11 protein-coding genes, 1 pseudogene and 1 riboswitch are annotated in these 12,177 nt (G+C 72.4%); of the genes and pseudogenes, 8 read left to right on the plus strand and 4 right to left on the minus strand.

The annotated features are described in order from the left end of the window. Window positions 1-81: 81 nt before the first annotated feature. A pseudogene (locus ACWD68_RS38130) lies at window positions 82-1,437 on the plus strand (rhodanese-like domain-containing protein); the annotation flags it as partial. 257 nt (window positions 1,438-1,694) lie between these two features. Beyond that, window positions 1,695-2,441: a sulfite exporter TauE/SafE family protein gene (locus tag ACWD68_RS38135; RefSeq protein ID WP_451811050.1), complete on the plus strand. Its 747-nt coding sequence runs from the start codon at window positions 1,695-1,697 to the stop codon at window positions 2,439-2,441. A 3-nt stretch (window positions 2,442-2,444) separates the two neighbouring features. On the opposite strand, the gene ACWD68_RS38140 is transcribed toward ACWD68_RS38135, so the two are convergent. Further along, on the minus strand, window positions 2,445-2,732 hold the full coding sequence (locus tag ACWD68_RS38140) for a metal-sensitive transcriptional regulator (RefSeq protein ID WP_356466982.1): 288 nt from the start codon (window positions 2,730-2,732) through the stop codon (window positions 2,445-2,447). An 81-nt stretch (window positions 2,733-2,813) separates the two neighbouring features. On the opposite strand from ACWD68_RS38140, the gene ACWD68_RS38145 reads away from it, so the two are divergent. The 3 genes from ACWD68_RS38145 (at window position 2,814) to ACWD68_RS38155 (ending at window position 6,460) form a co-directional block, all read left to right on the plus strand. After that, window positions 2,814-3,386, plus strand: a complete 573-nt coding sequence (locus ACWD68_RS38145; protein ID WP_451811051.1) for a rhodanese-like domain-containing protein — start codon at window positions 2,814-2,816, stop codon at window positions 3,384-3,386. An 89-nt stretch (window positions 3,387-3,475) separates the two neighbouring features. Next, window positions 3,476-5,230, plus strand: a complete 1,755-nt coding sequence (locus tag ACWD68_RS38150; protein ID WP_451811052.1) for an ABC transporter ATP-binding protein — start codon at window positions 3,476-3,478, stop codon at window positions 5,228-5,230. Between the two features lie 270 nt (window positions 5,231-5,500). Then, window positions 5,501-6,460 (plus strand): helix-turn-helix transcriptional regulator, encoded by a 960-nt coding sequence (locus ACWD68_RS38155; RefSeq protein ID WP_451811053.1) that lies wholly within the window; start codon window positions 5,501-5,503, stop codon window positions 6,458-6,460. Between the two features lie 108 nt (window positions 6,461-6,568). Here ACWD68_RS38155 and ACWD68_RS38160 read toward each other — a convergent pair whose 3' ends face one another. Next, complete coding sequence (locus ACWD68_RS38160; RefSeq protein WP_451811054.1) at window positions 6,569-6,847, minus strand: hypothetical protein; 279 nt, start codon at window positions 6,845-6,847, stop codon at window positions 6,569-6,571. A 174-nt stretch (window positions 6,848-7,021) separates the two neighbouring features. Between ACWD68_RS38160 and ACWD68_RS38165 the strand changes: the two genes are divergently transcribed. Next, window positions 7,022-7,387, plus strand: a complete 366-nt coding sequence (locus ACWD68_RS38165) for a nuclear transport factor 2 family protein (protein WP_451811055.1) — start codon at window positions 7,022-7,024, stop codon at window positions 7,385-7,387. Between the two features lie 461 nt (window positions 7,388-7,848). Then, window positions 7,849-7,935, plus strand: a riboswitch (ZMP/ZTP riboswitch). Window positions 7,936-7,956: 21 nt separating this feature from the next. After that, window positions 7,957-8,805: a bifunctional 5,10-methylenetetrahydrofolate dehydrogenase/5,10-methenyltetrahydrofolate cyclohydrolase gene (locus ACWD68_RS38170; RefSeq protein WP_451811056.1), complete on the plus strand. Its 849-nt coding sequence runs from the start codon at window positions 7,957-7,959 to the stop codon at window positions 8,803-8,805. 92 nt (window positions 8,806-8,897) lie between these two features. Here the strand turns inward: ACWD68_RS38170 and ACWD68_RS38175 are convergent, their stop codons facing one another. Beyond that, the gene (locus tag ACWD68_RS38175) at window positions 8,898-9,932 is read right to left on the minus strand and encodes a CU044_5270 family protein (protein WP_451811057.1); all 1,035 of its coding nucleotides are present in this window, start codon (window positions 9,930-9,932) and stop codon (window positions 8,898-8,900) included. Next, on the minus strand, window positions 9,925-10,488 hold the full coding sequence (locus ACWD68_RS38180) for an RNA polymerase sigma factor (RefSeq protein ID WP_451811058.1): 564 nt from the start codon (window positions 10,486-10,488) through the stop codon (window positions 9,925-9,927). The genes ACWD68_RS38175 and ACWD68_RS38180 overlap by 8 nt, the downstream gene beginning before the upstream one ends. A 105-nt stretch (window positions 10,489-10,593) precedes the next feature. On the opposite strand from ACWD68_RS38180, the gene ctaD reads away from it, so the two are divergent. Continuing rightward, on the plus strand, window positions 10,594-12,177 hold a 1,584-nt coding region (ctaD, locus tag ACWD68_RS38185; RefSeq protein WP_451811059.1), incomplete at its 3' end, for an aa3-type cytochrome oxidase subunit I.

The raw sequence follows: 12,177 nt of genomic DNA on the forward strand, positions 1-12,177 counted from the left end.
ATCGTGAAGATATACCCCCGGGGGTAATTTCCCATTGATCCGCGGAGCCTGTCGGGCTTCACGCAGGAGAGGAGTGCTGCCGTGTTCTTCGTCGACACCATCGAGGTGGCGGGCCTGGGCAACCGGAGCTATCTGGCGGGTGGCCCACGCGCCGCGGTGGCGGTCGATCCGCCCAGGGACGTCGAGCGCGTGATCGCGGCGGCGGCCCGGCGGGGCGTGCGGATCGCCCACGTCGTCGAGACGCACCTGCACAACGACTACGTGAGCGGCGGCCTGGAACTGGCCCGGCTCACCGGGGCCGCCTACCTGGTCCCGGCCGGCGCCCGCGTCGCGTTCGAGCGGGTGCCGGTGGGCGACGGGGACACGGTGGAGGTGGATGCCGGACTGACGCTGCGCGCGCTGGCCACGCCCGGTCACACCCCGCACCACACCTCGTACGTCCTTCAGGAGAGCGGGCGCGCCCTCGCGGCCTTCACCGGCGGCTCGCTGCTCATCGGCACGGTCGGCCGGCCCGATCTCGTGGAGCCGCGGCTGACCGGGGAACTGGCCCGCGCGCAGCACGCGTCGGCGCACCGGCTCGCCGCCGAGCTGCCGGACGACACCGCCGTCCTGCCCACCCACGGCTTCGGCAGTTTCTGTTCCGCGAGCAGCGCGGAAGGTGACGCGACGACGACGATCGGGCGCGAGCGCGACAGCAACGAAGCACTGGTCAAGGACGTCGACGCGTTCGTCGCGGACCTCCTGGCCGGACTCGACGACGTACCCGCGTACTACGCGCACATGGGCCCCGCCAACGCCGCCGGCCCCGCCTCCGTGGATCTCACCCCGCCCGCCCTCGCGGACTCCGCGGAGATCGCCGCCCGGCTCGCGGCAGGCGAGTGGGTCGTGGATCTGCGCAGCCGCCTCGCGTTCGCCACGGGGCATGTCTCCGGGGCGGTCAACTTCGAGGCGGACGGTCAGCTCGCCGTGTATCTGGCCTGGCTGCTGCCCTGGGGCAAGCCGGTCACCCTGCTCGCCGAGTCCGCCGAACAACTCGCCCATGCACAGCGGGAGTTGGCCCGCGTCGGCGTGGACCGGCCGGCCGCGGCCGCGATCGGCTCACCGGGCGACTGGGTACGCGAAGGGGAACGGCCGCGTGCCTTCCGGCGCGCCGGCTTCGCCGAACTGGCCCAGGCGTACGCCGTCCCCGGCCGGGCCGTGATCCTGGACGTCCGGCGCGATTCCGAGCGCGCAGGGGGCCATATCGCGGGTTCGGTGCACATCCCCGTCCACCAGGTCCGCGAGCGGCTCGGGGAGATACCCGCCGGAACCGTCTGGGTGCACTGCGCCGGAGGCATGCGGGCCGCCATCGCCGCCTCACTGCTCGACGCGGCGGGCCGGGAGGTCGTGGCCGTCGACGACTCCTTCGCCTCCGCGAGCACGTCCGGCCTGCCCGTGGCACGGATCACCCCGGCCGGGCCCGGGGATTCCACGGGCCCCGCAGCCGACACCGTCCCACTCGACGCGCGCGCACCGGGCGGACGGGCTGAAGCCCCCGCCTCCGACTCCGGCCCCACCCTCTCCGCCTCGGCCGCCGCCACCGCCACCGAAGCCCACGCACGCCATCGCCGGACGGACGGGGACCAGGTGGACGGCGACGGCACCTCGCAGGCCACGCCCGACGCGGCGGGCCACGAGTTCGGCGGCCCCGCGGCGTGAGCGTTCTGATCCTCGCTGTCGCCGCCGGAGCCGTGACCGGGCTCGCCCTCGGAGCGCTGGGCGGTGGCGGCAGTGTGCTGGCCGTGCCCGCCCTGATCTATCTGCTGGGGTTCACGCCCGCGGCCGCGACCTCCGCGAGCCTGGTCATCGTCACCGTCACCTCGGCGACCGCGCTGTCCGCGCACGCCCGGGAGGGCACCGTGCGCTGGCGCGCCGGCGCGCTGTTCGCGGCGGCGGGGCTGATCCCCGCGGTGCTGGGCGGGGCGGTCTCGGGACGGCTGCCTCCCGCCGCGCTGACCGGCGCCTTCTCGGTGGTCGCGGGCCTCGCGGCGTTCCGGATGCTCCGGCCGTCGGCCGGTGGGCCGGCCGCCGTGCCCGCGCGGCGCGGCCGGATCACCGGGGCGGGCGCGGGTCTGGGTGCGGTGACCGGGGTGCTGGGCGTGGGCGGCGGCTTTCTCGCCGTACCGGCTCTGGTGAACGTCGTGGGTCTGCGGATGCGGGCCGCCGTCGGCACCAGCCTGCTGGTGATCACGGCGAATTCGCTGGCCGCGCTGCTCGCCCGCGCGGGGACGGCGCAGAGCCTGGACTGGGCGGTCGTGGCGCCGTTCGCCGGGGCGGCCGTCCTCGGCGCGTGGGACGGGAAGCGTCTGGCGGCCCGGGTGTCCGGCGGCACGCTCCAGCGGATCTTCGCCTGCGCCCTGCTGGGCGTGGCCGCGCTGATGCTTCTGGACGTCGCGCTGTGAGGGTCAGGCGAGCGACAGGAAGAGCTTCTCCAGACGGGCCCGCATCTGCTCGTTGGTCTCACCGTTCTTCGCGCCGTTCTCGGCGTCGGTCAGACACTGCTGGAGCCCGGTGGCGATGATCGCGAAACCGGCCCGGTCCAGGGCGCGGGAGGCCGCGGCGAGCTGGGTGACCACGTCCTCGCAGTCGCGTCCCTCCTCGATCATCCGGATCACTCCGGAGATCTGTCCCTGCGCCCGGCGCAACCGGTTCAGCACTGACTTCAGCTCGGCACCCGCGAGTTCCAGTTCCACGAACACTCCTTCACCCATACCCCTAGGGGTATTGTACTCCGCCCTCCGGGGCACCCTCGAAGATCAAGGATGACACTCCCCATGAACACCCCCGTCGCCCTCGACGCCGACCAGGCCCACGGCCGGCTCGCCGAGCTGACCGTCATCGACGTCCGCACCCCCGGCGAGTACGCCTCCGGCCATCTGCCGGGCGCCCTGAACATCCCCCTGGACGGACTCCACCGGGCGCTGTCCGTGCTCAGGGACGCCCGCCCCGAGCTGCTGGTCGTCTGTGCCTCCGGCAACCGCTCGGCGAACGCCTGCGCCCTGCTGGCCGAGCACGGCGTACGGGCGGCCACGCTCACCGGCGGCACCAGCGCCTGGGCGCAACGCGGACACGAACTGCACCGACCGGTCACGCCCGCGCGGGCCGGCTGGTCCATGGAACGCCAGGTCCGGTTCACCGCCGGCACCGTCGTCCTCACGGGCCTCGGCCTCGGACTCCTGCGCCCGGCCTGGCGGTTGCTCTCCGCGGGCACAGCGGGCGGCCTGGTCTTCTCGGCGCTCACGAACACCTGCGGCATGGCCGCGCTGCTCGCCCGGCTCCCCCACAACCGGCCACGCCCGGCGGACCTCGACGCCACGCTGGCGGCTCTTGAATCCCGCGTGTCCTGAGTCCGCGCGGACTCCGGGCAGTTGGGACCGGGCCGGGCGCGTCGCCGACGTAGCCTGAGGGCCCCCTCTCAACTCCCGCAAGGAGCGCCGTGAGCCTGACCGAGGCCGAGCCCGAGGTGCCCGCATGGCGCCTGCTGCTCGGATACGTACGACCGCACCGCTGGGCGCTGTTCGCCGGCGCGCTGCTGGCGCTCACGACCGGGGCCACCGGCCTGGTGCTGCCGCTGGTGGCCCGCGGGCTCATCGACAATCTGTCGCACGACCGGCCGATCGGGCGCGCCCTGCTCGGCATGGCGGTCCTGGTGGTGACCAACGCGGCGGTGGGAGCGATGGGTTCGTACGTTCTGCGGCGCACCGCCGAGTCGGTGGTGCTCGGCGCGCGGCGCGCCCTCTCGTCGTATCTGCTGCGGCTGCGGATACCGGCCGTGGACCGCAGCGAGCCAGGCGACCTGATGGCCCGCATCACCTCGGACACGACCCTGCTGCGCGAGGTCACGACCGATTCCCTGGTCGGCCTCGGCACCGGCGGCCTCACCCTCGTCGCGACGGTGGTGATGATGGGCCTGGTCGACGTGGTGCTGCTCGGCGTCACGCTGGCCGTGGTCCTGTGCGCGGGAGCGGTGCTCGGCGTGATCGTGCCGCGCATCAACCGGGCGAGCAGGCAGGCCCAGGACGCCGTCGGGGTGATGGGTGCCTCGCTGGAGCGGATCCTCGGCGCCCTGCGCACGATCAAGGCGTCCGGCGCCGAGCACCGCGAGGAGCGGACCATCCACGCGGCCGCCGAGGAGTCCTGGCGGCAGAGCGTCCGGGCCGCCAAGTGGTCGGCGGCCGCAGGCAACACGGCCGGTCTGGCGATGCAGATCGCCTTCATCACGGTCCTCGCGGTGGGCGGCGCCCGGGTCGCGACCGGCGCCATCGACGTGGGCACCCTGGTCGCCTTCCTGCTCTACGTGTTCTATCTGATGTCGCCGATCCAGCAGGTGGTCGGCGCGGTCACGCAGTACCAGACCGGGGCCGCCGCGCTCGCCCGCATCCAGGAGGCGCTGCGCCTGCCCGCGGAGCCGGCCGCGCTGCCCGCGCCGCTGCCGACCCCGGGCGCGGAACCGGCGGCACTCGCCTTCGACGACGTCCGCTTCCGGTACGGGGACGATCTGCCGTACGTCCACCACGGGGTCTCGTTCACCGTCCCGGCCCGCGGCCTGACCGCGTTCGTCGGCCCTTCCGGCGCGGGCAAGACCACCGTCTTCTCGCTCATCGAGCGGTTCTACGATCCCGAGGCGGGCCACATCACCGTCGACGGCCGTGCGCTGGAGGAGTGGGATCTGCCCCGGCTCCGGTCGGCCATCGGCTATGTGGAGCAGGACGCACCGGTGCTGTCCGGCTCCCTGCGCGACAACCTCCTGCTCGGCAATCCGGAGGCCGAGGAAGGGGAGCTCACCCGGGTGCTGAAGACGACCCGCCTCGACGGCCTGGTCGGCCGGCTGCCCCGCGGGCTGGAGACCCTGGTCGGCCATCGCGGCACCAAGCTGTCGGGCGGCGAGCGCCAGCGCGTCGCCATCGCCCGGGCTCTGCTGCGCCGCCCCCGGCTGCTGCTTCTCGACGAGGCCACGTCGCAGCTCGACGCCGTCAACGAGGCCGCGCTGCGTGACACGGTCGCCGATGTCGCCCGTACGACCACGGTCCTCGTGGTCGCGCACCGGCTGTCCACCGTCACGACGGCCGACCGCATCATCGTGATGGACGCGGGCCGCGTCCGCGCCGTGGGCACCCACCGCGAGCTCGTGACCGCCGATCCGCTGTACGCCGAGCTGGCCGCCACCCAGTTCCTCGCGACCGCCGGCTGACCTCTGCGGCGGGTTCCCGAGGAGGAAGCCGACGACGGTGTCGCGGACCGGGTCGGGGCCCGGTCCGCCGTCGGTCGCCTCGGGCCGCCGGCCCTCGGAGGACTCGCCGAGCATCCCATTGCGTCACCGATGTCCGTGAATTCCTTGGCCACGGACCGGCTCTCCTCTATCGTGATGCCCTCTTTCCGCCACGCGGGGCGGTCGTCCGCTCGGCGGGCACCCCGGACGGGCGGGGAGGCACGTCCCACCCGGATACCCAGGCGACTGATCATGGTCAAAAACCGACACCCGGCCGGGCAGGCCACCCCCGGGGTCACCTTCACGGCCCCCGTCCGCGCGTCCGCCGGCCTGGAAGTGATCTCGCTGTCCGCGCTGCGCGCCCGGTGCCGTGCCCTCGGAACCGATCCCGGTGTGCCGCAGCGCCCCGGCTTCCACCACGTGCTCACGCTCGCCTCCGGCACGCTGCGCCCGACCGTGGACTTCACGGCCCACGACGTCGGGCGGGGCGACTGGCTGTGGACGCGCCCCGGACAGGTCCTCCAGTGGGGAGATCTCACGCGGGCCGAGGGGACGCTGATCGTCTTCGAGCGGGACTTCCCTGACGCGGCCACCGTCCGCGCGGCCCGGCTCGACGATCCGCACGCGCGGGTGCTGCGCACTCCGAAGGCCGAGGACGCCGCGTCCCTGCGGGTGGCCACCACACATCTGGAGCACGAGTTCCGGGCACCGGGACGGCTGCCGGCCGACGCGCACCTCGCCGTGCTGCGTCATCTGCTGGACGCGCTGATCCTGCGCCTGGCCCACCTGGAAGGGCCCGGCAGCACGGCCCCAGAGCCAAGAGAAACCTTTCTGCGGTTCCGCGAGACCGTCGAGCGGGACTTCGCGCGCACCCGCCGGGTGGACGACTACGCCGTCACCCTCGGCTACTCCGCACGCACGCTGTCCCGGGCCGCCCTCGACTCTGCGGGGATCGGCGCCAAGGAGTTCATCGACCGCCGGGTCGTCCTGGAGGCCAAGCGGCTGCTCGCCCACACCGACCTGGCCGCCGCCCGCATCGCCGCCCAGCTGGGCTTCTCCAGTGCCACGAACTTCGCCAAGTACTTCCATCAGCGCGCCGGGCAGGCCCCGATCGCGTTCCGCACGGCGGTACGCGGACAGGGCACGGACACCCCGGGGGCACGGGACGAAGAGGACTTCACCCGGCGAACCGAGCGCCCGGCGGACGCGTGAGCGGGCCGCCCGGCGCTCGGTGATCCGGCCCGCACAGTCGGACGGCGGGCCCCGGCGGAACGTCGCCGTTCCACCGGGACCCGCCGTGGCCGACGCGGTCCGTTGCCCCTAGCTCTGGCCGCCCCCGGGCAGCCCGGTGGCAGGTGCGGCGAGGTCTGCGACCTGGTGCAGCCGATTCAGGTCGTTGAGCTGGGCGGAGGGCCGCGGAAGTTCGGCCTGGTGCTCGGCCGGGATCTCGCTCATGGCGAGCGAGTCGAGCGTGGCGACGGGGCTCGGCTTCCCGGCGTCCTGGACCACGGAACCCGCGGCGGCCGCCATCGGCGCGGCAAGCCCCGTGACGCCGACGGCGAGACCAACGGCGGTGACGATACGTCGTGTTGAGATCATGCTTTCAGCAACGGCCCCGGCCCCCGGGCGGACACGGCCCGGTCCCCGCGCTCACCCGACAGGCTCATCGCTCCGTTGCGTTTGCCGTGGACCCCGGGGCGGAGGACGCTCGGGTAGAGAGGCCCTTCGCGGTCGGCTCCACGCCGGTCCGCGGCCTTCCCGAGGAGGTCACCCATGGGCACAGCGGCATTCCCCACGTTCGACACCGAGGCACTGCGCCGGGGCATCGAGGGACACAGCGCGGCGGCTCTGATGTCGCTCTACGCGGACGACGCGGAACTGCGCGTCGTGGACCGCAACACCCAGCCCAGTCACCCGATGGTCAAACACGGTCGCGCCGAGATCGCCGAGATGCTCAATGACGTCTACAGCCGGGACATGACGCACAAGATGGACCAGTGCGTCGTCCAGGGCGACCATGTCGCCTTCACCGAGTCCTGCGAGTACGCGGACGGGGTGCGGGTGCTGAGCACATCGATGGTGTCGTTGCGTGACGGAAAGATCGTCGAGCAGACACTGGTCCAGGCATGGGACGAGTAGGGAGGAACTGGCCGAGGGTCCAGATCAAGTCGCGTCTGACCTGGACCTTTTCGGCAGGTACGGCGATGGGGAGGTCCCGTCCGAGCCGGTCTCGGCGGCGACGACCGGTTTCCGCCGCAGGCCTGCGCGTGTCCGCCTCTCTGCTGGACTCAGTACTGCGAGCAGCGCGTTCTCACCCTCGGCCGCCGAGGGTGAGAGTCGTTCGAAGGCCTCACATCCGGCCGCGGTGAGCCGCACCCGTACCTGGTGGCGGTCCGCCTTCCCGGCGCTCCGGGTGATCAGCCCCACCGGAGAGCAGGTTGTCCCGGCGGGCCCGGTTCCAGCAGGTCCGCCGCTCGCCTCCAACCGCCGGAGATCCTCAATTCACGTACGGCATAGAGGAGTTGAGAGCGACTGGTTCGTCGGGACGAGCCTGGCCGGGGCGCGGCGCGGCAGGGAGGTGATCGCGCGGGCTACCCTGGGCGGCGGGCCGTGACTGGCGCTGAGGTGGAGTACCACCGGGGAGCGGCCTGACGCAGACGTCTCCGCCGCGCGCCTGGGCGACTGTCGGCAGCGCTCCGGAGGAACTCATGCCCCAGGCCCAGCTCATGGACGGCGCCGGCCTCGCCCGCCGGATCCTCGAGGAGACCGCGCGGCGCGCGGCCGATCTCAAGGACCGTACGGGCGTGGCCCCTTGTCTGGCGACGGTGCTCGTCGGCGAGGATCCCGCCTCCGTCACCTACGTCCGGATGAAACGGAACCGCAGCCGCGGGGCGGGCATCGAGTCCCGCCATGTCGCGCTGCCCGCCGACACGACGACGGCCGAACTCGTCGCCGAACTCACGGCGTTGTCGGCCGATGCGGCCGTTCACGGCATCCTGCTCCAGCATCCCGTGGGACCGCGCATCGACGAGCGCGCGGCCTTCGAGGCCATCGCGCCGCGGAAGGACGTCGACGGGGTCACGCTGACCTCGTACGCGGCGATGAGTTTCGGTCTGCCGGGCTTCGTGTCCTGCACACCGGGCGGCATCATGCGGCTCCTCGACGCGTACGACGTCGGCCTCGCCGGCAAGCGGGCCGTCGTCGTCGGCCGCAGCGCGATCCTCGGCAAGCCGGTCGGCATGCTGCTGCTCGGCCGCGACGCCACGGTGACGTACTGCCACTCGCGTACGGCGGACCTGCCGTCCGTCGTACGGGAGGCGGACATCGTGGTGGCGGCCGTCGGATCACCCCGGCTGATCCGGGGCGAGGACATCAAGCCGGGGGCCGTCGTGATCGACGCGGGCTACAACGCCGGGAACGCCGGCGATGTCGACTTCGACTCCGCCGCCACCCGGGCCGGGCTGATCACGCCCGTGCCGGGTGGCGTCGGCCCGATGACGATCGCGGTGCTGCTGGAGCAGACCGTCACGGGCGCCGAGCACGCGCTCGGCGTCTGAGCCCCCCGCGGAGAGCCGCCCCGGTCGCCGCGGGGGCCGGGGCGGTCTCCGCCAGGGACAGCCGCCCCGGGGGGCGGTCACCGTGTCGGTGGTCAGCGGAGCCAGGCGCGGTACGACATCACCGCCCCGGCCTCGAGGCCGAACTCGGGATCGGCCCGGGTGACGGTGTCCTCCAGCCCGAGGACGGCTCCGGTCGCCGGGTCCAGGATCAGCATCCGGCGGACGGAGCGGGCCGCGTCGTCGTACACGTACGCCTGTCCGGGGCGGCCGAACCGGTCGGTGACAGCGCCCGCGGGCCGCAGCCCGCGGGTGTCGGCGAGGACGCGCGCCAGCGCCGCGGTCTCCCGGCTGCCCAGAGTCCAGTTGTCCAGCAACTCACCCATGGCATCGAGGAGTTCGTCGGTGTCCATGGTGTCGTTGCGGTCGATCTCGTCCAGATAGGCGCGCAGCCGTGCGGCGTCCCGCGGCGGCTCGGCACGCGGCGGGGCGTCGCTCCAGCTCGGCGGATAGGTCTGGCGGCTGAGGACGTGGCCGTCCTCGACGGTGCGCGGGACAGGGTCGGCGTCGGTGACGACCGGCCTGCCGGGGTGTCTCGGATCGGTCGCCACGACCAGTTCCGTGTGGCTGCCGTCGGCCGCCCAGCGGACGACCCGTTCTTCGGGGAGCGTGACGGGCGGGCGGGCCCCGGGCCCCGAGGTCATGCTCAGGCTCCAGGTCTGGACATGAGTGCCCTGGCGCAGCCGGAGCGCGTCGTCGGCCGCGGCGGCCAGATCGGCCAGCCGGTCCAGGGGCAGCGGGGTGGAGCCGGGCTGGACGACCAGCGGGCGGGGCGCGGCGACGGCGGGGACGGTGGTCGGTCCCGAGAGGGTGAGGGTCAGCACGACCGCGCCGACGGCGGCGGCCGCCCCGAGGCTGAAGGCCCAGTGGCGCGGACGGGGCGGGCGCACGCCGTCGAGCAGTCGGCCGAGGCGCGGAGCGGGCCCCGGCCGTTCCGGGCGGGGGCTCCCGGCGCGGGTCAGGACGCGGAGGCGGTGTTCGGCCCGACGGTCGAGCGGGCGGTCGTGGAAGCGGGGGTCGTCGGAGGGCACCGGGTTGGCTCGGCGCAGGAGTTCGAGTTCGTCAGCCATGGCCGTGCTCCTTCGAGGTGTCGCGGCGGGGCGTCGGGGTGCCGGCGGCCACGGTGACGCGGAGGCGGTCGATCTCGGCACCGAGGCGGCGGCGGGCGCGGTGCAGGCGCATCGCCGCGGCCCGGCTGCCGCAGCCGAGGGCGACGGCGACCTCGTCGACACCGAGTTCCTCCCAGGCCGTCAGCCGCAGTACTTCCTGGTCGGCCGGGGAGAGCCGGGCCAGTGCCTCGTGCACCCAGTCGCCGGGCGACTCGGCCTCGGGGCCCGGCACGACCTGCCTGCCGTGCGCGCTCTCGTGGTTGCCGAGCCGGTCGAGGAGCCTGCGGCGGCGCCCGTAGCCGCGTACGGCGTTGGCCAGACAGTGCCGGGCCACGCCGTAGAGCCAGGGAAGGGGGGTCGGCGGGAGGTCGGACCGGCGCCGCCAGGCGACGGTGAAGACCTCGGCCACCACCTCCTCCACATCGCTGTTCCGGCCGTCCAGTCGCCGCGCAACGTAGCGGCTGACCGCCCAGTAGTGCTCGCGATAGGCAGCGGCGAAGGTCTCGTCGTTGCTCATGTTCGGTAGGTGTCCGGCAGGTCCCTTGTCGTCACACCCGTCGATGTGATCCTCGTCGCTTCCCCTCAGTGTGACGCCGGCCCCGCCGCCGGACACAGGCGGGGCATGGAGAGCAACACTGTCACGGCGCTTCCCGCGCCCCCTCCGGTGCGCGCACGGCGTCCCGGCCTCGCCGCGGTGAAGTGGCTGACCACCACGGACCACAAGACGATCGGCACGCTGTATCTGGTCACGGCGTTCGGGTTCTTCTGCCTCGCCGGGGTGATGGCGCTGCTGATGCGTGCCGAGCTGGCGCGTCCCGGACTGCAGATCATGTCGAACGAGCAGTTCAACCAGGCGTTCACGATGCACGGCACCGTGATGCTGCTGATGTTCGCGACGCCGCTGTTCGCCGGGTTCGCGAACTGGATCATGCCGCTGCAGATCGGCGCGCCCGACGTGGCGTTCCCCCGGCTGAACATGCTGGCCTACTGGCTCTATCTGTTCGGCTCGCTGATCGCGGTCGGCGGGTTCCTCACCCCTCAAGGCGCCGCCGATTTCGGCTGGTTCGCCTATGCGCCCCTGTCCGACGCGGTGCATTCCCCGGGTGTCGGCGCCGACATGTGGATCATGGGGCTGGCGTTCTCCGGCTTCGGCACGATTCTCGGCTCGGTCAACTTCATCACCACGATCATCTGCCTGCGCGCTCCGGGCATGACGATGTTCCGGATGCCGATCTTCGTCTGGAACGTCCTGCTCACCGGTGTGCTGGTGCTGCTGGCCTTCCCCGTCCTCGCGGCGGCGCTGTTCGCGCTGGAGGCGGACCGTAAATTCGGTGCGCATGTGTTCGACGCGGCCAACGGCGGAGCGCTGTTGTGGCAGCACCTGTTCTGGTTCTTCGGCCATCCGGAGGTGTACATCATCGCGCTGCCGTTCTTCGGAATCATCAGTGAGGTGATTCCGGTGTTCTCGCGCAAGCCGATGTTCGGCTACATGGGCCTGATCGGCGCGACCGTCGCGATCGCCGGTCTGTCCGTGACCGTGTGGGCGCACCACATGTATGTCACCGGTGGCGTACTGCTCCCGTTCTTCTCCTTCATGACGTTCCTCATCGCCGTGCCGACCGGCGTGAAGTTCTTCAACTGGATCGGAACGATGTGGCAGGGTTCGCTGTCCTTCGAGACACCGATGCTCTGGGCCGTCGGCTTCCTCGTCACGTTCGTGTTCGGTGGTCTGACCGGCGTGATGCTCGCCTCTCCCCCGATGGACTTCCCCGTCTCGGACACCTACTTCGTGGTGGCGCACTTCCACTACGTGATCTTCGGTACGGTCGTCTTCGCGATGTTCTCCGGCTTCCACTTCTGGTGGCCCAAGTTCACCGGCAGGATGCTCGACGAGCGGCTCGGCAAGATCACCTTCTGGACGCTGTTCGTGGGCTTCCACGGCACCTTCCTCGTCCAGCACTGGCTGGGCGCGAGCGGGATGCAGCGCCGGATTCCCGACTATCTGGCGGTGGAGGGCCTCACGACGCTCAACAGCGTGTCGACGATCTCGTCCTTCGTGCTCGGCATCTCGTTCCTTCCGTTCCTCTACAACGTCTGGAAGACCGCCAAGTACGGGGAGAAGATCGAGGTCGACGTGTTGAAGTCGTTGAACGTCCACAGGAACAGCACCAGGACGAGGACCTGGTTGACCGGCCGCAGCGACGGC

The organism is Streptomyces sp. NPDC005141 (assembly GCF_053599975.1).